This is a genomic window from Actinoplanes couchii (genome assembly GCF_016862075.1).
Taxonomy (GTDB): domain Bacteria; phylum Actinomycetota; class Actinomycetes; order Mycobacteriales; family Micromonosporaceae; genus Actinoplanes; species Actinoplanes couchii.
Genome location: NZ_BOMG01000076.1, coordinates 13,088 through 31,490, shown reverse-complemented (window position 1 = coordinate 31,490; position 18,403 = coordinate 13,088). Strand labels below are relative to the sequence as shown.

Genomic DNA, 18,403 nt, shown 5'->3' with positions numbered 1-18,403 from the left:
CGTCACCCGCGAAGGTCGGCATGCATCTCCCAGGGCGCTTGTGGCAGCACCTGTCCGGTCTCCAGCAGCGACTTCAGGTTGGCCATGACCGCCGGCCAACCGAGCGAGATCGCTGCCAGGTCCTCGTCGCTCGGCAGGTTGGCGTGGGTGACGGTGAGCCGGACGATGTCGTGGTACCGCTCGATCAGAAACGTCACCACCGAGGCCTCCGGGCCGGCCGCGGCATCCGGCTCCCCGAAGGTCATGACCAGGCGGGTAGGTGGTTCGGCCTCCAGGACGACCCCGCTACCGTCCGAAATCCCGGAGCCGTCGGCGCGCTCATGCTCCCAGGGCGATCCGGGCCGCCAGTCGGAGACATTCCGGTGGCCCCAGAACTTTCCGGTCAGGTCGGCTGAGGTCAGCGCCTCCCAGACCCGATCCGGAGTGGCATGAACATAGGTCACGTATACGTAATCAGGTCTCACCGCTAGCTCCTCCACCGGTCTTCGGCCCCGCGCTGTCGCTGGGCCCTGGGTCTGCTCCACACCTTGCTGCCTCGGCCGCTCCGCTTCGCTGCGGATCATGTCGAGAACCCCCAACCGGGGTTCTTCGAAGGACTCGATCCATCGCTGCCGTACGTCATGGATCGGGATCGGGTTGAGGTAGTGCAATTTTTCCCGGCCACGCCGCACCGTGCTGACCAGATTCGCCTCCTCCAGCACGCCGAGATGCTGGGTGACGGACTGTCTGGTCATGGCCAGCCGGGCGCAAAGCTCGTTCAACGTCTGCCCGTTCTCCGCCCGCAGGTCGTCGAGCAACCGTCGTCGGGTCGGATCGGCGAGCGCCTTGAACACCTTGTCCATGTCACCGTCCACGACCAGCATTATGCAGGCATCTGCCTGCATAATGTCAACGCTCGGTGTTGGCGACCATCCGTAGCAGCACCTTCAAAGTCGTCACGTAGTCCGCGTCGTCGATCCCGTCGTGAATCCGAGCCCGGATCCCCGGAGCGGCAGCCTTCATGTCGAGCCGGGCTTCCTCACCCGCCGCGGTGATCTTCAGGCGACCTTCCGCTTCGTGGGTTATCCACCCCTTGGCCAGTAGGTCCTCAGCGGTCTGCTCCAGATCGTCCTCGGCCCGCAGATAACTGCTCATCGCTTCGGCCAACTCGGGAAGCGTCCGCCCGCGCCCGCCGAGCAAGAGGTCGTTCGCAGAAAGGTTCCGCAACAACCAGAACTGCGGCTGAGTGAAGCCCTGCTCGGCCTGTTTAGCCCGGGTGAAACCGATCAACGCTTCGTAGGCCACCCCGGTCCAGTAGGCGGCCGGCTGCCCCGCCAGTTCCTCGTCGGTCATCTCGTCAACGCCCATGGCCCCGGACCGTAGGACTTCGAGCTCACTTGAGGTCAACACTCGCCCTCCCCGAACTCTGATCTGTCTCGGCACGACGCCGTTGGCCGGTCGTCGGCACCCGGTTGATCCGGGCCAGTTCAGCCTCCCGGACCGGGCGGTCCGGCGCAGTGGGGCCAGCACGCTCGCGAAGGTACGGCCAGCACGAAGAAAAGTGTGCGGCCAGCACGACTGTGCCGGGCCGCCGGCACGGGCAGGATGGAGGCACAACTCCACAGGGATTCAGGGTCCGCAGCCGGATAACCTCGCAAACATGATCAAGGCTGTCGTTGTCGACGTGGATGACACGCTGTGCCTCACCGAGGCGACATCATTCGAGCTGGAGAACGAAGTGCTGGCCGCGATGGGCCGGCCACCGATGCCGCGAAGCCTGCACCTCGCGAACTGGGGCGAGCCTCTGCTGGAGGCCATGCCGAAACGATCACCAGGGATCGATCTGGAGCAGTTCGGGCCGCTGTTCCACGAATTCATGGGGCGACACATCACCGAAGGGCGGATCGATGTGATTCCGCCGGAGAACCTTGCCGCGCTGGACGAGCTGGTGCTGTCCGGGCGCACCGTGATGCTGCTGACGTCCCGCACCGAACCGGAGATCCGGCACATGCTCGCGCCCGACCATGTGCTCACCAGCCGGATCAGCGGGATCTACCACCGGGGCAACACCCGTCACGGCAAACCCGATCCACGGGCATTCGACGAACTACTGACGCACACCGGACTGTCACCCGATCAGTGCGTCTACGTCGGGGACTCCCCCGGTGACGCGAGCGCGGCGGGCGGGGCGGGCCTGGCGTTCATCGCGTGCCTGCAGAGCGGGGTCCGGCGCCTCGACGAGTTCGACGAGCGCTGGGTCACCGCATCGATCGCCGCGTTCCCCGAGGTGGTGGCCGCGGTAGAGAGGCTCGGTAAAGCCTCTAATCCAGCCGGCTGACAGAGCGCGGCGGATATCGACACTCTCGGTGCCGAACGATGGGGCCGTGGGAGATGAAGAGTGCGTGGCCTGCCTGAACGATTGCCCACGATGACCGTAGTGGGATCGAATGACTCCGTGCGGCAGGCATGGCGGCTCTTCGATCGGATGGCCGGGGACTACGACCAGGTCATGCCGATCTTCCACGAGTTCGGCAAAGCGATCGTGGCCGCCGTCGATCCCCCGGCGGGCTGCCGCTTCCTCGACCTGGGTGCGGGCCGGGGTGCCCTGACCTCGGCCGCGCTACACCGGGGCTGTGCGGTCACGGCGGTCGATGCCGCGCCGGAGATGGCCAGGCGGCTCGTCCATGACCATCCGGGTGCTGCCGTCTGCGTGATGGACGCCGGAGCCATGGGCTTCAAGTCAGGCGAGTTCGACCTGGTGATGGCATCATTTGTGATCCATCTGCTGGACGATCCCGGAGCCGGTGTCACCGAGGCGTTCCGGGTTCTGAGGCCGGGTGGGCGGTGCGTTCTGACCGGTGGCAGTGCCCGGCACCACGACGAGGCGCCGGTGGTGTGGTCGTCGCCGCTCACCGACCGGGTCGACATGTTGTTCCTGGAATTCGCGCCCCTTCTGCCACCAGGTGGCGGGATCGGTCGGCCGATCGATGCGGCCGGTCTTCTGGAAGCGGCCGGATTTGTGGACCTTCGCGAGGACCACGCCACCGTCGAGATCACCGTTCCGCACACTCAGGCTCTGTGGCGGTGGTCGATGACCTCGGGTTACCGGGGCTTCGTCGAGGCGCTGCCCGGGGCGCACCGAGCCGAGTTCGAGCAGCGGATGCTCGGCATGTCCATCGGCGACGGCCTCCTGCGACGGCGCACCTGCCTGTGGTCAGGCCGACGGCCCGCCTGACCACCTCACCCCGGACCGAGCGGCCCGGGAGCAGGCCCGCCCAGACACCGTCAGGAGATGTCACCTGCTCCGGCCAGATGTCAGTTTGCGGCTGGGGTCAGTTTGCGGCCGGGGCCCTTGGTCAGCAGGGCCCAGCGCGCCAGCAACAGGACGGTGATCACCTCGGCCAAGCCCAGAAGGCGTTCTACGGTTCCTAGAGGGATTGCGCGCCACCAACGTTCCCCGGTCCACGGTTCGGACGCCACAGCCCACAGGATGGGCATGAAGCAGAGCAGGGACACGATTCCGCCGATCATCACCCAGCGGGCCGCTCCGTCGAGCCCGCGAGCCGACCCGTCGAGCCCGCGAGCCGGCCCGCCGAGCCGTTGAGCGGGCCCGTCGAGCCCACGAGCGGGGCCGGCCGGGCGGCGGGCTGCCAGCAAGGCGCCGATCGGCAGGCTCAGGAATGCCACGACGCTGGCTACACGGTGGACGTCGCCGCTGATGGACGGGCCGGCCTGCCAGTTGTGCTTTTCGAACCAGACGACACCCAGTAGGCCTACGACCCAGAGGCCGAGTGTCACCAGGGCGGCCCGGGACAGGACACCAGCCTGGAACAGGGCGGCCAGGATCGCTGCGGAACCGGCGGCCAGCAGCAGGGTTGCCGCGTCGAACATCCAGCCGTTGGGCATCAGCGCGTACTGGCTGATGGTGCGGCGTGACCAGTCCAGATCGGCTGAGGGCGGCACCACGTGCAGCGCCAGGTACAGGGCGAGCGAACCGATCACGCAAGCGACACCGAGGCCGGCAAGGGCTTTCATCCGCCAAGGGTGCCCGAAGATCCTGTGAGCCATCTGGGTCCGCTTCCCATGTGTTCGGGGTCTGCTTCCCACGTGTTCGGGGTCTGCTTCTGGCGGGGTTTCAGAGGGCGCTTCCCATTGGCCCCGAGGGTCCGTAGTCGTGTTCCGGTCCGGGCTCCGGGGTTCGCTTCCTGCCGTCGGGCGCGGTTGACATCGATGGCTATCGTGACCGCGATCGACCTCCTGATTCGTAGGGTTGCTGATGCTCCGGTTGTGGAGCAGCGTCCTGGGTGGCGTTCTCGTCGTTTTCGGGTTTCTATTTGCTGCCGTTTTCGTGCTGGAGATTTTCAATTTGATTACCGGGCTCAGCGTCTCGGCTTTCGACCTGGTGAGTTTTGGAGGAAACTCCTTTTTCGGCGGACTTGTTCTTCTCTTTCTGGTTCCGCTCTTCGTCACGGCGGTGGGCTGGCAGGTGGCGGCCCGGGAGACGGGACGGCGGGTCGTGGTCGCGGGCTGGCGGGCCGTCGACCCGGGTGACCGGGAGTGGCCTCGGACCGGACTGCGGCGGAACGGGACGATCCGGGTGGGGAAGGCCTGGGCGTTCGAGGCCGGCGGTTTTCCGGTGATCGCCGAGGAGATCTCGTGGACCGGCAACGCATTGTCCGGGGCCACGGAGGAGACTGACGGCACCGGGAGCTTTGTGGTGATCCGGCTGCCGGTTGACGCGCCGTCGATGGCGTTTCGGCTGACCTACCGGCTTCTCGGCGAGGTGCCGCCGGGTATCGGTTCCGCGGTGCGGCGGGCGTTCGCGGCCGAGCGGATCCCGGCCTGGACCGTCACCGGGCCTCACCTGTTCACGGTCGAGTCACATTCGGACTGGGCCGGGCCCGACCGGCTCGACGTTTGCGTCCGGCGGGCGCTCCTGGTACCGGAGACGGCAACGGTCGCGGTGAGTGCTGGGGACAACGGCGGGCGGCCAGGAAAGCCGGGAACAACAGCGGGTCGCGGTAGGCGCCGGGGACTACGAGCAGCAGGGCCGGGAACAACGGGCGGCAGGGCCGGGAACGACCGGCGGCGGGGCCGGGAACGACGGGCGGCGGGGCCGGGAACGACGGGCGGCGGGGCCGGGGATTACGGCTGACAGGCCGCAGGGCCCAGGGCTGAGGCGGGCTGGGGTGGTTCCGGGGTGGATTCGGGTGGGGTGGCCTGCGGTTGTGGGGGTGGGGGCGTACCAAACTTTGGGGTTGACCTGGGGTTTGGTGATGCTCGACACGGGAGCCTCGGTCCGGGGCGCAAGACTCTGGCGTGCTACGTTCCGTGTGGGAGGACGCATGCAAAGGCGCACGGATCTCATCGAAGATCTGATGGGACGGTTCCCGCACATCCCGCGTGAGGCGGTGATCAAGGAAGACCTGCTGCGGGGCGGGCTGGCGTTCGATGACTCGGCGCTCACCGACAACGAGAACGGTGACGTGAAGCCGAAGTCTTACTTCATCTTCTCGTTCGACCACCGCACGCTTCCGGAGCTGGGTGAAGCGGCTCTCCGGCGTCCGCCGGAAGAGATCGTGCTCACCGGCGGGCCTTACGATCTGCGGCGGACCGTGGTGTCCGTGCGGATCAACCCGTCGTCACCTTACGTGGTGAAACCGACCGAGGACGGGAAGCTGATGCTTCACCTCGACGGTCGGCCGATCGCGGATGTGGGGCTGCCGCCGATGCCGGATTACTACCGGCACACACTCGACAACGGCAAGTCGGTGATGGAGGTCGCGCCCACCATTCAGTGGGGCTATCTCGTCTATCTCACCGTTTTCCGGGTCTGTCAGTATTTCGGCGCCAAAGAGGAGTGCCAGTACTGCGACATCAACCACAACTGGCGTCAGCACAAGGCGGCCGGGCGGCCCTACACGGGTGTCAAGCCGGTCGACGAGGTGCTCGAAGCGCTCGCGATCATCGACAAGTACGACACGGCGAAGACGTCGCACGCCTACACGCTGACCGGTGGCAGCATCACCAGCAAGGTCGACGGGCTGGCCGAGGCCGACTTCTACGGGCGGTACGCGCAGGCGATCGAGGAGCGGTTCCCCGGCCGGTGGATCGGCAAGGTCGTCGCGCAGGCACTTCCGCGTGAGGACGTGCAGCGGTTCTACGACTACGGGATTCGGATCTACCACCCGAACTTCGAGGTGTGGGACAAGCGGCTGTTCGAGCTCCACTGCCCCGGCAAGGAGCGTTATGTCGGCCGCGCCGAATGGCACCGTCGTATTCTCGAATCGGCTGAGGTGTTCGGGCCGCGGAATGTGATCCCGAACTTCGTGGCCGGCATCGAGATGGCCGAGCCGTTCGGGTTCCGGACCGTCGACGAGGCGATCGATTCGACCACCGAGGGCCTGGACTACTTCATGTCCCGGGGCATTCTGCCGCGCTTCACCACCTGGTGCCCGGAGCCGACCACGCCGCTGGGCAAGACCAATCCGAACGGCGCTCCGCTGGAGTACCACATCCGGTTGCTCGAGGCGTATCGCGCGACGATGGAGTCCAACGGACTGTCGACGCCGCCCGGTTACGGACCGCCCGGTGCCGGTAACGCGGTGTTCTCGGTCAGTTCTTTCATGGACACGCTGCCGGCCGACGAGTGATCGAAGCGTTCCGCGAGTTGGTTCGCATTCCGACGGTTTCCACGCGGGACGCGGACTCTTGGGATCATGCCGCCTTCGACGCCTTTCACGAGGCGTTGAGGCGGCATTTTCCGTTGCTGCACAAGCTTTCCATGATCCAGGTCGGCAGCCACGGCCTGCTGTTCCACTGGCCAGGCAAGGCCTCCGAGACACCAGATCGGGCTTCGGAGAAAGCGGGCCAGGCCCTGGAAAAGACGGCAGGAGCGGGCCGGGCCTCTGAGAAGGCGGCCGAGGCAGGCGTGGCCACGGAAGTCGCGGCGGGAACGGGACGAGCCTCGGGCACGGCGGGCGACGCGGGTCTGGTCACAGGAGTGGCGGCGAGTGCGGGACGGGCGCCGGGGACGGCGGGTGAGGTGGGCCGGGAACTGGCGGGGCCGGTTGTGTTGATGGCTCATATCGATGTTGTTCCGGCTGTGGGTGAGTGGGTGCATCCGCCGTTCGAGGGCGTCGTTGCGGACGGTGTCGTCTGGGGGCGGGGCACGCTCGACTGCAAGGGCAGCCTCGCCGCCATCTGTCAGGCTGTCGAGGATCTGCTTGCGGACGGGTTCGTTCCGGCTCGGGACGTGTGGCTGTCGTTCGGGTGTGATGAGGAAGTCTCCGGTGACGCGGCGCGGCTCGCCGTCGAGGAACTGCACCGGCGGGGTGTCCGGCCCTGGTTCGTGCTCGATGAGGGCGGCGCGGTCGCCTACGACGCGTTCCCCGGCGTGCCGAAACCGATGGCCGTCATCGGCGTCACCGAGAAGGGCGTCACCTCGCTCGAACTGCGTGTCGACGGCAACGGCGGTCACGCTTCCACCCCCGCGAAGTTCGGGCCGACGGTGCGACTGGCCCGGGCCATCACCCGCCTCGACCGTGCGCCGATGCGGGCCGCCGCACCGGACGCGACGGTTGAGCTGCTCAAACGGGCGGCACCCCACGCCAGACCACCCATCCGGTACGCGTTGACCGCCGGAGTCCGCAACCGCGCCCTGCTCACCCGGCTGCTGCTGGCGGCCGGCCCGGAGGCGGCGGCGATGGTGCGCACGACGTTCGCGGTCACCACCCTCAGCGGTTCTCCGGCACTGAACGTGATCGCCGGGACCGCCACCGCGGGCGTCAACATCCGCATCCTGGTCGGTGACACCGTCGACGGGGTGATCCGGCACGTCCGGCGGGTGATCAAGGATCCCCAGGTGCAAATCCGGGTGCTCAGCGCGGGCGAGCCGTCCCCGTCCGCCCCGCTCGACGACGCTTTCGCCCTGTTGACCGCGGTCACCGAGGAGCGGTTCCCGGAGGCGGTGACGTCACCGTACGTGATGATGGCCGCCACCGACGCCCGCTATTTCACCCGCATCTGTGATCGGGTCTACCGGTTCACGCCGTTCGAGATGACGAAGAAGCAGCGCGAGTCCATTCACGCCAACGACGAGAACATCACGATTGCCGCGTACGAGAAAGGTGTCGCCTGGTATTCCGCCCTCCTGCGACGACTCGGTAAGTTCGATCGGTGACGCTGCCGATCGATCTTGTCGAAGCCGGGTGGGATGCCGAGGAGCTGGAGCACGGCTCGGCGAACGAGACGACCGGCGGGGTGTGGCGGGTTCGCCGCGCGGACGGCCCGGCGGTGCTGAAGGTGGCGACGCCGCGGCGGGACGGGGCTGTCGCACACATGGCGGCCAGCCCGGATCCGGGGCATTTCAACTACTGGCGGCGTGAGCCGTGCGCGTACGAGGCAGGCCTTCCGCAGTCGCTCTTCGCCGAAGGCGGCCTGTCGGCGCCGGCATGCCTGTCGGTGCGGGAGCGGGCGGACGGCTCGGTGGCGATGTGGCTGGAGGACGTCGCGGGTACGCCCGGTTCGGCCTGGACCGTCGCTGATCTGGGTGATGTCGCCGCTCGTCTCGGTGTCGCGCAGGCCGCGTGGACCGATCGGCCGCCGCCGGATGTGCCGTGGCTGCCCCGGGACTTCCTGGCCGACGCGACCCTGGCGCAGCCGGTTCCCGAGGTGCTGGACTGGGAGCATCCGATCGTGCGGGAGGCCTGGTCGCCGCAACTGATCTTGGGTCTGCGCCGGCTGTGGGACCGGCGTCTGGCGGTGCTGGCGGCGGCGCGGGCGCTGCCGCAGACGATGTGCCATCACGACGTGTGGGCGATGAACCTGATCGGCGCCGAGCGCGGCCCGGTGCTGCTGTACTGGACGTTCGTGGGCCCCGGCGCGATCGGCGGGGACGCCGCGAACCTGGCTCTGGACGGTTTCCTGGACGGGCTGATCGAGCTGGATCTGCTGGATGAGGTCCTGGAGACGGTCACCGAGTCGTACGTTCGAGGTCTGCGCGGAGTCGTGCCCGGCGACGTGGTGCGCCGGGCGATCCGGGTGACCGGCGCGGCCCGGTTCTTCTGGCTGGCCCCGCGGATGGTCGCGTCGGTGGCGCAGGCGGTGAACAACAACGGTTACACCTACGACAGCCGCGATCAGGCCGAACGCTTCGCCGGCCGGGCCCCGATCCTGCAGAAACTAGCCGATTGGGCCGACATCCTGTAGTCATCTCCCGTCCCGATGAATCAGCGCCTGCCCGGATCGGGCCGGGGCGGCGAGGTAATCTTCCGGGCGTGAGAAGTCGTCGGTTCGCGCTGGTCCGGGCGGACCTCGAGAGCGCTGTGTGCCCGCTGCCCGAGGATCTCGTCGAGACGCTGCGGCAGCGTGAGTCGGTCACGGTCGTGCTCGATCACAAGGCTTTCGGGGTCACGCCGGCGCACGAGTCGTTCGAGTCGGCGGCCGTGCAGGATCCGGGCTGGCACCTGGTCGACGTGCCCTGGGCCGCGGATGTGCGGCCGGGGGTGCTGGTCACCGTGACGTGGAAGTCGGCCGAGGACTACGTGCACGTGCGCACCACGGTTCTCGACGAGCCGATCCGGGTCGACGGGGTCGACTACTACCACGACTACGACCCCCGGGTGATCACTCGCGAGTTCGATCCGGGCCTGTCCAACCGCGGGCAGGTACTCAAGGCGGTCCGCCGGCTGGGCCGGGTGTTCGACGACGGCAGCGCGGTGTTCCCCGAGGCCGAGCTTCCGGCGAACTGCGGGCTGGGCCGCGGCAAGAAAGGCACGTTCCTGCTGCACAACGCGGTGGAGCAGCTGCTGCGCGAGGGCTATGTGACCCGGGTGACCGGCAGCACCGGCCCGGACGGCGAGCTGAACTATCCCGCGGTCGACGACCAGGAGCCGGTCGAGCTGCTGTTCTACGCGCCGCTGCTGGAGGAGGCCCCGCTACCGGGCGAGGCCGGTGAGCACGGCGACGGCGACGGGGCCGACCGCCGTGATCACTGGGTGAACGGTTTTGTCCGCCGCCTGCCCGCGGGCAAGAGCGCCTCGAAGAAGCAGCAGACCCTCCATCAGCAGGCGATGGAGAAGGAACAGATAGACGGTTTCACGCTGGAGCCGGGTTACACGTTCGTGAAACGGCACCACCGCAACGGCTGAGTCAGTACCTGAGGTGCTGACGGGTCAGCTTGGCGACCTTCTCCACCAGGGTGACGCCGGCTTTCATCGACTTGTTGTTGTGGGACAGCACCGCCACCGACACGTCGACCGTGCCGCTCTTGGTGGTGACCCGGCCGATGGAGTTGACCGCCCACAGGCCGCCGTCGGCGCTGCGGGTGTCCCAGCCGTTCTTGACCGTGAAGATCTCGCCCTTCCTGACGACCGCCGGCACACCCCAGTCCTGGGCCTTGGAGACCGTGTTCATCAGGGTGAAGGCGGTCTTGCGGGACGACGCCTTGAGCGGGCCCTTGGTGTCGACGAGTTCTTCCAGGAGCCGGATCTGGTCGGACGCGGTGGTCCGTGTGAGACCCCACCTGGTGTTGACCACGGTCTGGGTCAGGCCGAGCCGCTTGTTGCACTTGGTGACGGCGGTCTTGCCACCGATCTTCTGGTACAGCGTCGTGGTGGCGTTGTTGTCGCTGAGCCGGATCATCGGGCGGGCCAGCTTCATCTCGGCGCTGGTCGGGGTCCGGCCGGCGTCCTGGGCTTTCAGCAGCATGCAGGCCAGGATCTGGGTCTTGACGATGCTGGCGGTGTCGAATTTGACGGCGCCGCGGTAGGCGTACCGCTGGCCGGTCTTGCGATCGAAGACCGCGACCGAGAAATCGGGCGTCTTTCCCGCGAGTTTTTTCAATGCCGCGTTCAGTGCTTTCACCTGAGCGGCGCGGTCTGCGGCGGCTTTCGCGGAAGCCGAAGCAGCCGCGGAGGCCGCCGAGGACGCCGAAGCAGCTGAGGAGGCCGCGGATGCCGACGAGAAAACGGAGGCCGACAAGGTGTTGCTCGCTGAGGACACCGGCCGCATCACGAACCTCGGCGCCTGATCATTTCCGTTCACCCGGGCCAGGATCAGACCCCCGCCGCCCAGGCTGACCGCTACCGTCCCGGCCAGAACCGCCACCCGTAAGGACTTCATGAGCGCCCACTCTAGGCCCTGAGCGTCGGATCGGCAGGGGCGAGAGCAGCGGGAACAGCGGACCGGGCCAGGAAATCGCCGGTCAGGGTGATCAGCGCGCGGGCGGCGGCGCTCGGCGCCCGGTCGTCGGGCACCGCGAGCGACAGCGGCCACCGCAGGTCGGCGCCGGTGACCGGAATCGAGGAGAGCCCCGCATCGTCAGCGAGCAGGAACCGGGGCAGAAGCGCCACCCCGAGACCGTTGCGTACGTAATCCACGCTCGTCCCGATGTCGGTCAACTCGATGGTCACGTGCCGCCGCACACTCGCCTCGGAGAACGCGCGGTCCGCCACGTCCCGGTTGTCGTAGCCGACCGGCAGGTCGATGAAGTCCAGCCCGCCCAGTTCCCCGATCGGAATCGACGGCAACCCGGCCAGTGGATGCCCGATCGGGACCGTCAGGTCCATCACCGACGAGGCCAGCTCGGTGAGCCGCAGCCCGGCCGGCCGGGGCCCCGGAACCGAGACGAACGCCAGGTCGAGCCGGTGTTCGACGAGCATGTCGACGAGCCCGCCGGAACCGGCCGGGGAGACCACGGTCTGCAGGACCACCCCGGGGTGACGGCGGTGGAACTCGCCGAGCAGCGCCGGCAGGTCGATGATCCGGATCGAGGTGAGCGTCCCGATCCGCAGTGTGCCGCGCAGTCCCCCGCTGACCTCGGCGACCGCGTCCCGGGCGTCGCGGGCCGCGTCCAGGGCGATCCGGGCGCGTGGCAGCAGGGCCTCGCCGGCGTCGGTGAGCCGCACCCGCTTGGCGTTGCGGTCGAGCAGCGCGGCACCGAGGTCGCGTTCCAGGGTGCGGATCGCGGCGGAGACCGCGGACTGGACCACGTGCAGGCGGGTGGCCGCCCGGCTGAAGTGCAGTTCCTCGGCGACGGCGACGAAGTATTCGAGCTGGCGCAGTTCCATACATCGAAGTATCAACGATGGCGATCCTTTCCAGCTGGAACTTTCGTTGGATTTGATACTCAGGGAGGCGCAGAGTCGGCTCATGTCACTTGTCATGGAGCGCCCGGCAGTGCGGGCCCACACCGGTTTCTGGTCCGTGGCCGGGGCTTTCCTGATCGCGATGGCGTTCTCGACCGTCCCCGCGCCGCTCTATCCGCTCTACGGCCTCCCCACGTTCACCGTCACGATCGTCTTCGCCGCGTACGCCGTCGGGGTGGTGATCAGTCTGGTCCTGGCCGGGCACGTCTCGGACCGGCTCGGTCGCCGCCGCGTGATGATCCCGGCGCTCGCGCTGGAAGCGGTCGCCGCGGTGCTGTTCCTGACCGGCACGTCGCTGCCGGTGCTGATCGCCGCCCGGGTGATCACCGGCCTCGGCGTCGGCATGATCACCGCCACCGCCACCGCGCACCTGCACGAGCTGCACACCGCCGGCCGTCCGGGCGCATCCGGCACCCGGTTCGAGGTGGTGTCCACGGCCGCCAACATCGGTGGACTCGGCCTCGGCACGCTGGTCGCGGGTTTCCTGGCGGAGTTCTTCCCGGCCCCCTTGCGTACGCCGTACCTCATCTTCCTCGTCCTTCTGCTCGTCGCCATCGGTGCGGTGGCCGCCGCGCCGGAGACGGTCCGCCCGGACCGTGACTACCGTTACCGCCCGCAGCGGGTCACCACCGGGTCCGGGCCGGCTTACCTGGCCGCGGCGACCGGGGCGTTCGCCGCGTTCTCGGTGTTCGGCTTCTTCACGTCGGTCGCGCCCGGTTTTGTCGCCGGCACCCTGCACCACCCGTCCCGTCTGCTGGCCGGTGTGATCGTCTTCGCGGTCTTCGGTGGGTCGGCCGCGGCGCAGACCCTGACCACCCGGCTGCCGGCCCGCACCCGGACCGTCCTCGGGCTGGCCCTCCAGGCCGTCGGCGTGCTGACCCTGGTCGTCGGCATGCACCTGACCAGCCTTCCGCTCTTCCTGGCCGGCGGTCTGCTGGCCGGCATCGGCGCCGGGGTGCTCTTCAAGGCCTCCGTCGGCACGGTCGCCGCACTGGCCGCCCCCGCCGAGCGTGGCGCGGCTCTGGCCGGGATCTTCCTGATCGCTTACGTGGCGCTCGCCGTTTCGGCCCTGGCGATCGGGGTGGCCGCCCTCGTCACCGGCGTGATCACGGTGATGACCTGGTTCGCCGCGGTGCTGCTGCTGATGCTGGCCGCGGTGGCGGTGCTGACCCATCGATCGGGCACCGATCTGGCCCGGCGATGAATGCCGCCACGTCGGCAACGCGTCAGCCGAGCCGATAGCCCTGTTTCTCCACCATACGCCGCAGATTCTCCCGGCCGTCCAGATATGGGCGGCCGGTTCCGACGACCACCGACTCGGCCCAGGAGCGCTCGCGCATCCCCGACTCGGCCCGGAACCGCCTGGTCGCCGTCTCGTACTCCCCGAGCCATCCGTCGCCGCGCGTGGCGTCGTAGCGGTCGTGGTGCAGCACGACGCTCTGCGCCGGGCGGGGGCGGATGTCCGCGCTCCGGGCCGGATCCGGCCGGCCGACGGCGAGGCCGAAGACCACGAAGCTGTAGGGCGGCAGCCGCACGAGGTCGGCCAGCTCCCGCGCCCGGTTGCGCATCGCGCCGAGGTAGCAGACCCCGAGGCCCATCGCCTCGGCGGCCACGACGGCGTTCTGTGCGGCGATGGCGGTGTCGGCCGTCGCCATCACCAGCGCGTCGAGGTAGTCGAGGGACACCGGCTCCACCCCCAGCGCGGTGGCGACGGCGTGGTTGCGGGAGTTGTCGGCCACCCACAGCAGGATCGCCGGGGCCTCCTGCACGAACGGCATGCTGGAACCGAAGTAGTCGCTGCTCGACAGCCGGGTCAGCTCCCGTTTCACGGCCGGGTCGGTCACCGCGATGACACTCCAGTGGTGCAGGTTCGACGAGCTGGACGCCGACTGGGCCGCCGCGACCATCGTCTCCAGCGCGCCGTCGGGCAGGGGATCGGGCAGATAGGCGCGCACCGACCGGTGCCCCAGGAGCTGCCTGGTGTGGTCGTTCCAGATCAGGTTCGCCGGCTGGTCCTGCGTGCCGTACCTACTGTTCAGCAGCTCGTTCGTCATGCCTGTATCGTCGCCACCGCCGACAGACGGGTCAAGGCGCGGATATGCTGCCGGAGCCGCCTCGCTCCGCAAAATCGCCGTCGCACGAGAGTAGATTGTCGATAAGGAGTCCGGAAGCCATGATAGGGCCGCAAATTCGCGTACGCCGGAAGACGTTTGGAGGAACTTCGGAAAGATGGACGCGCTGACCGAGGGCATCATCGCCACCCTGCGCCGGGACGGACGGGCGTCGTTCTCCGCGATGGCCCGGGACCTGGGCACCAACCGGGAGATCGTCGCCGGCCGGGTGAACACCCTGATCGCCGACGGGCGGCTGCGGATCGTCGCGGGCATCCATCCGTACGCGGCCGGTCTGCCGGTCACCGCCCACCTGTCGCTGCGGGTCTCCGGCAGCACCGCCCCGGTGATCGAGGCGCTGACCGGAATGGATTCGCTCCGGTTCATCGCCGAGACCACCGGAACCCACCAGATCGGCGCCGAGACCCGGCTGCCCGGCGCCGGCGCGCTGCAGTCCCAGCTGATGGCGTTGCGGGCGATCCCCGAGGTCCTCGACGTGGAGGTGCACCTGTACGAGCAGATCATCGAGAGCTTCTTCGGCGGGCGGGCCCTGGCCGACGACCGGCCGGCCCTGGACGGTATCGACCTGGCGATCATGACCGCGTTGCAGCGGGACGGCCGGGCCACCTACGCCGAGATCGCCGCCGCGGCCGGGCTGTCGATCAGCGCCTGCCGGACCCGGACCGTGCGGCTGCTCGACTCCGGCGTCCTCAAGATCGGCGCGGTCCACCAACGGGCCGACATGACCAGCGAGTTCCTGTTCGGCATCGGGGTGAACGCCCGCTACGAGTGCCGGGAGGCGCAGAACGAACTGCGGGGCGACCCGGGGCTGGAGTTCCTGGCACGGTGCCTGGGCCGTTTCGACATGATCGCCACTGTCGGTTTCGGATCACTGCGCCGCTACAACGCCCTGGTCGACCGGTTGCGTGCCCTGCCGTCGGTCCTGCACGTCGAGACGTGGCTGCACGTGCGGATCGCCCGCGAGGCCTACGACCACGACCTCGGAACGATCCCGGTACACCCGGCACGCCCCGGCCCCGACCTGCACGTGGAGTGTGTGGGTCAGCCCGAGTGAACCCGGGCGGTCCGGGATGCCGCCGGGCCTCGCGTGACTGCCACGGGACTTTACCCACCCGTACGAAAAAATGGTGTGTGTAAAGGAAAAGCCGGCGCGTCCTGACGAGACTGGGAGGGTGCCCGTCACCCCGTTGCTGGCCGGCGATCCGGAGCGGCTCGGTGAGCATGTCGTGGTCGGGCGGCTCGGAAGCGGCGGCATGGGCACGGTCTACCTGGCCGAGGATCCGGACGGGCGGCGGGTCGCGATCAAGGTGGTGCGGCCGGAGCAGGCGGCCGACCCGACGTTCCTGGCCCGGTTCCGCAGTGAGGTGCGAAGGGCGCGGCAGGTACCGCCGTTCTGCACGGCCGCGGTGCTGCACGACGATCTGGAGCACGATCCGCCCTATCTGATCGTCGAGTTCGTCGACGGCCCGAGTCTCGCCGAGGTCGTGCACGAGCGAGGACCTCTACCCCCTTCCGAGTTGTACGCGGTGGCGGTCGGCGTGGCCACCGCCCTGGTCGCCATCCACGGGGCGGGGGTGGTGCACCGGGACCTCAAACCGGCGAACGTGCTGCTGGCCGTCGGCCTGCCCAAGGTGATCGACTTCGGGATCGCCCGGGGTGTCGATCTGACAGCCGGGCTGACCGGTCCTGATCAGGTGATCGGCACCGTCGGCTACCTGGCGCCGGAGTGTCTGGACACCGCCGCCCGGGGCCGGGTCGGACCGCCCGCCGACGTGTTCGCGTGGGGTGTCCTGGTCGGGTTCGCGGCGACCGGGCGGACCCCGTTCGGCGGCGACTCCCCGCTCGCGACGATCGGCCGGATCCTGACCCGTGAGCCCGATCTGGACGGTGTCCCGGAGCCGTTGCGGGCACTGGCCGCGGCCGCGCTGCAGAAGGATCCGGCCCGCCGTCCGGCCGCGCCCGAGTTGCTGGACGCGCTGTTGTCGGCCGGTCGCCCGGCCCCCGAACTGCGTAGGGCGGCCCTGGCCGCGCGAGCCGTCCGCCGGCCGAGACGGAAGTGGATCGCCGCGGCGCTGGTGCCGGTCCTGCTGGCCGGGGCGGCGTTCGCCTATCTGGACCGGGCCGGTGACACGGTGGCCCGGCAGGACCGGGCGCTGGCGCAGCGGGATCTGCTGGACCGGTCGGCGCAGGTCCTGAGCGGCGATCCGGGGCTGGCGCTGCGGCTGGCGGTGAGCGCCGAGCGGATCAGCCCGTCGGCGCGCAGCCGGGCGGCGATCGACGCGGCCCTGGCCACCGGGTACGACGGGGAGCTGAGCCCGGACGAGGCGGTGTACGCGGCCGAGTTCCGCCCGGACGGCGCGATGGTGGCGACGGCCGGGGCCGGTGACGTGGCACTGTGGTCGGCCGGGGGCGGCCGGTTCGAGCGGGTGGGCGCGCTGGCCGTGGACGGTGAGACGGCCGACCTGTCGTTCAGCCCGGACGGCCGGACGATCGCGACGGCCGGCGCCCGGTTGCAGCTGTGGGACACCTACGGGGCGTACCCGCTGGCCGAGCTGACCGGGCAGGCGTGGGACGGGGTGCAGTTCGGCGCCGGCGGGCAGCGGCTGCTGACGGTGTCCGACCGGATCGAGTTGTGGGACGTCGGTGACCGAAAACGACCGCGGTCGGTGTGGTCCGCGGCGGCCGGGACGGCGACCCGGGGCGGGGCCCGGCTCAGCCCGGACGGGCGGCTGCTCGCCGGGGTGGCCGAGGGTGAGCTGCTGACCGTGTGGTCGGCGTCCGGGCAGCCGGCGCGGCTCTCGGTGATCACCGATGCGGACGCGGTGCTGAACCTGGCGTTCAGTCCGGACGGCACGCTGCTCGCCGCGGCCACCGTCACCGACGGGGTGCGGCTCTACGATCTGCGGGATCCGGCGAAACCGCGGCTGCTGTCCCGGTTCGCCGGCGACGGTGGGGCGGTCACCGCGATGGCGTTCGATCCGGACGGTGAGATCCTCGCGGTCGGCGGCGACCAGCGGACCGTGGGACTGTGGAGCCTCGCCGACCCGGCCGCCCCGCTCGCGGTGCGCACGCTGCGCCGGGACACCGGCTGGATCTCCTCGATCGACTTCACGCCGGACGGGGAACGACTGCTCACCGCGGGCTGGCAGGGCGCGGCCCGGTCGGCGGCGCTGTGGCGGGTGGAACCGTTCGCGCCGCTGCTCAAGGCCCGGATCGACGGCGTACCGGACCCGGAGCGCACGGTCGGCGTGCACGGTGGGGTGCTGGCGGTGACCTCGCCGGGCACCAGGCGGATCGAGTTCTGGGACCTGGCCCGGCTGGACGAGGCCCGGCCGGCACTGTCGGTCAGCGGCATGGTCCAGGCCCGGCTCGCCGGTGACCTGCTGTACGCGACCGGCGCCGTCTACGACCTGTCCGGGCCGGCGCCCCGCAAACTGCTGGAGCGGGTGATCGCCGCCGATCCGGTGCACGGGCTGGCCACCGTCTTCTCCGACCAGTCCCGGATCCGGGTCTACCGGCTGGCCGCCGGCGCCGCGGCGGAACCGGTGGCCGAGCTCCCGGCGTCGTGGGTGGCGGCGGCGACGTTCGACGAGGTCACCGGCGATCTGGTGGTGGCCGGGGACAACGGCGGATCGGAGTCGTCGCTGACCGTCTGGTCCATGATCGACCCGGCCGCGCCGCACCGGGCCGGCACGCTCCCCACCCGGGGCGGTTTCCAGAGCCTGGAAGCGCGGGGCGGCACGATCGTCGCCGGGCAGCGGGAGGTGGTCGTCTGGTCCGGCGGCACCGTCCACACCCTCCCGCGCGGTGACGGCGGCCCGGTCACCGTGAGTATCGCCGCGGATCGCAGCCTGGTCGCGGTCACCGGCGACTCCGGCACCGTGCTCTGGCACCTCTCCCCCGACGCGGCGCCGCTGCGGGCCGCGGTGCTGCCGGGCCGGGCGATCTCCGGCGGGTTCAGCCCGGACGCGCCGCTGCTGACCGTCGGCGATCCGCTCGGCACCACGGTCTGGGACGTCAGCGCGATCCAGATGACGCTGCGGGATCCGCTGGCCGAGGCGTGTCTGCGGCAGGGCGGCCTGACCGAGACCGAATGGCGGGTCCATCTGCCGCGGTCGCCGTTCCAGCAGGCGTGCCGTTAGC

16 protein-coding genes are annotated in these 18,403 nt (G+C 69.5%); 10 read left to right on the top strand and 6 right to left on the bottom strand.

Annotation, left to right across the window (positions count from 1 at the left end):
• Positions 1-2: 2 nt before the first annotated feature.
• Together Aco03nite_RS30480 and Aco03nite_RS30475 are read right to left on the bottom strand one after the other, a co-directional pair.
• A complete protein-coding gene (locus tag Aco03nite_RS30480) occupies positions 3-842 on the bottom strand; it encodes an ArsR/SmtB family transcription factor (protein WP_203801096.1) in 840 nt (279 codons plus the stop codon).
• Between the two features lie 46 nt (positions 843-888).
• A complete protein-coding gene (locus Aco03nite_RS30475) occupies positions 889-1,347 on the bottom strand; it encodes a winged helix DNA-binding protein (protein ID WP_203800913.1) in 459 nt (152 codons plus the stop codon).
• Positions 1,348-1,639: 292 nt separating this feature from the next.
• On the opposite strand from Aco03nite_RS30475, the gene Aco03nite_RS30470 reads away from it, so the two are divergent.
• Positions 1,640-2,317, top strand: a complete 678-nt coding sequence (locus Aco03nite_RS30470; protein ID WP_203800911.1) for an HAD family hydrolase — start codon at positions 1,640-1,642, stop codon at positions 2,315-2,317.
• Between the two features lie 117 nt (positions 2,318-2,434).
• Positions 2,435-3,214, top strand: coding sequence for a class I SAM-dependent methyltransferase (locus Aco03nite_RS30465; protein ID WP_203800909.1), 780 nt, complete (start codon positions 2,435-2,437; stop codon positions 3,212-3,214).
• A gap of 80 nt (positions 3,215-3,294) precedes the next feature.
• Here Aco03nite_RS30465 and Aco03nite_RS30460 read toward each other — a convergent pair whose 3' ends face one another.
• Positions 3,295-4,014, bottom strand: coding sequence for a DUF998 domain-containing protein (locus Aco03nite_RS30460; protein WP_203800906.1), 720 nt, complete (start codon positions 4,012-4,014; stop codon positions 3,295-3,297).
• Between the two features lie 241 nt (positions 4,015-4,255).
• On the opposite strand from Aco03nite_RS30460, the gene Aco03nite_RS30455 reads away from it, so the two are divergent.
• From Aco03nite_RS30455 to Aco03nite_RS30435, 5 genes are all read left to right on the top strand, one after another.
• Entirely contained in the window at positions 4,256-5,134 is an 879-nt protein-coding gene (locus Aco03nite_RS30455) for a hypothetical protein (protein WP_203800903.1), read from the top strand.
• Positions 5,135-5,324: 190 nt separating this feature from the next.
• Positions 5,325-6,632: a radical SAM protein gene (locus Aco03nite_RS30450; RefSeq protein WP_203800900.1), complete on the top strand. Its 1,308-nt coding sequence runs from the start codon at positions 5,325-5,327 to the stop codon at positions 6,630-6,632.
• A gap of 131 nt (positions 6,633-6,763) precedes the next feature.
• The gene (locus Aco03nite_RS30445; RefSeq protein ID WP_203800898.1) at positions 6,764-8,161 is read left to right on the top strand and encodes a M20/M25/M40 family metallo-hydrolase; all 1,398 of its coding nucleotides are present in this window, start codon (positions 6,764-6,766) and stop codon (positions 8,159-8,161) included.
• Positions 8,158-9,189, top strand: a complete 1,032-nt coding sequence (locus Aco03nite_RS30440; RefSeq protein ID WP_203800896.1) for an aminoglycoside phosphotransferase — start codon at positions 8,158-8,160, stop codon at positions 9,187-9,189. The genes Aco03nite_RS30445 and Aco03nite_RS30440 overlap by 4 nt, the downstream gene beginning before the upstream one ends.
• 68 nt (positions 9,190-9,257) lie before the next feature.
• Positions 9,258-10,130 carry a hypothetical protein gene (locus Aco03nite_RS30435; protein WP_203800894.1) on the top strand — a complete coding sequence of 291 codons (873 nt, stop codon included), beginning with the start codon at positions 9,258-9,260 and terminating at the stop codon, positions 10,128-10,130.
• 1 nt (position 10,131) lies between these two features.
• On the opposite strand, the gene Aco03nite_RS30430 is transcribed toward Aco03nite_RS30435, so the two are convergent.
• Both Aco03nite_RS30430 and Aco03nite_RS30425 read right to left on the bottom strand, forming a co-directional pair.
• The gene (locus Aco03nite_RS30430; RefSeq protein WP_239145559.1) at positions 10,132-11,103 is read right to left on the bottom strand and encodes a serine hydrolase; all 972 of its coding nucleotides are present in this window, start codon (positions 11,101-11,103) and stop codon (positions 10,132-10,134) included.
• 11 nt (positions 11,104-11,114) lie between these two features.
• Entirely contained in the window at positions 11,115-12,050 is a 936-nt protein-coding gene (locus tag Aco03nite_RS30425) for a LysR family transcriptional regulator (RefSeq protein WP_203800892.1), read from the bottom strand.
• A gap of 82 nt (positions 12,051-12,132) precedes the next feature.
• On the opposite strand from Aco03nite_RS30425, the gene Aco03nite_RS30420 reads away from it, so the two are divergent.
• Positions 12,133-13,332 carry an MFS transporter gene (locus Aco03nite_RS30420; RefSeq protein WP_239145558.1) on the top strand — a complete coding sequence of 400 codons (1,200 nt, stop codon included), beginning with the start codon at positions 12,133-12,135 and terminating at the stop codon, positions 13,330-13,332.
• Positions 13,333-13,354: 22 nt separating this feature from the next.
• Here Aco03nite_RS30420 and Aco03nite_RS30415 read toward each other — a convergent pair whose 3' ends face one another.
• Positions 13,355-14,182, bottom strand: a complete 828-nt coding sequence (locus tag Aco03nite_RS30415; protein WP_203800890.1) for a nitroreductase family protein — start codon at positions 14,180-14,182, stop codon at positions 13,355-13,357.
• Positions 14,183-14,357: 175 nt separating this feature from the next.
• Between Aco03nite_RS30415 and Aco03nite_RS30410 the strand changes: the two genes are divergently transcribed.
• A complete protein-coding gene (locus Aco03nite_RS30410; RefSeq protein WP_203800885.1) occupies positions 14,358-15,314 on the top strand; it encodes an Lrp/AsnC family transcriptional regulator in 957 nt (318 codons plus the stop codon).
• A 118-nt stretch (positions 15,315-15,432) separates the two neighbouring features.
• Positions 15,433-18,402: a WD40 repeat domain-containing serine/threonine-protein kinase gene (locus Aco03nite_RS54235; RefSeq protein ID WP_275415920.1), complete on the top strand. Its 2,970-nt coding sequence runs from the start codon at positions 15,433-15,435 to the stop codon at positions 18,400-18,402.
• The last annotated feature ends 1 nt before the right edge of the window (position 18,403 follow it).

Excerpts from the sequence above, each read along its gene's own strand:
- Aco03nite_RS30410 (WP_203800885.1), top strand. The coding sequence starts at position 14,358 with ATGGACGCGCTGACCGAGGGCATCATCGCCACCCTGCGCCGGGACGGA.
- Aco03nite_RS30470 (WP_203800911.1), top strand. The coding sequence starts at position 1,640 with ATGATCAAGGCTGTCGTTGTCGACGTGGATGACACGCTGTGCCTCACC.
- Aco03nite_RS30420 (WP_239145558.1), top strand. The coding sequence starts at position 12,133 with ATGTCACTTGTCATGGAGCGCCCGGCAGTGCGGGCCCACACCGGTTTC.
- Aco03nite_RS30415 (WP_203800890.1), bottom strand. The coding sequence starts at position 14,182 with ATGACGAACGAGCTGCTGAACAGTAGGTACGGCACGCAGGACCAGCCG.
- Aco03nite_RS30455 (WP_203800903.1), top strand. The coding sequence starts at position 4,256 with ATGCTCCGGTTGTGGAGCAGCGTCCTGGGTGGCGTTCTCGTCGTTTTC.
- Aco03nite_RS30475 (WP_203800913.1), bottom strand. The coding sequence starts at position 1,347 with ATGGGCGTTGACGAGATGACCGACGAGGAACTGGCGGGGCAGCCGGCC.
- Aco03nite_RS30425 (WP_203800892.1), bottom strand. The coding sequence starts at position 12,050 with ATGGAACTGCGCCAGCTCGAATACTTCGTCGCCGTCGCCGAGGAACTG.
- Aco03nite_RS30450 (WP_203800900.1), top strand. The coding sequence starts at position 5,325 with ATGCAAAGGCGCACGGATCTCATCGAAGATCTGATGGGACGGTTCCCG.
- Aco03nite_RS30480 (WP_203801096.1), bottom strand. The coding sequence starts at position 842 with ATGGACAAGGTGTTCAAGGCGCTCGCCGATCCGACCCGACGACGGTTG.
- Aco03nite_RS30460 (WP_203800906.1), bottom strand. The coding sequence starts at position 4,014 with ATGAAAGCCCTTGCCGGCCTCGGTGTCGCTTGCGTGATCGGTTCGCTC.
- Aco03nite_RS30445 (WP_203800898.1), top strand. The coding sequence starts at position 6,764 with ATGATCCAGGTCGGCAGCCACGGCCTGCTGTTCCACTGGCCAGGCAAG.
- Aco03nite_RS30430 (WP_239145559.1), bottom strand. The coding sequence starts at position 11,103 with ATGAAGTCCTTACGGGTGGCGGTTCTGGCCGGGACGGTAGCGGTCAGC.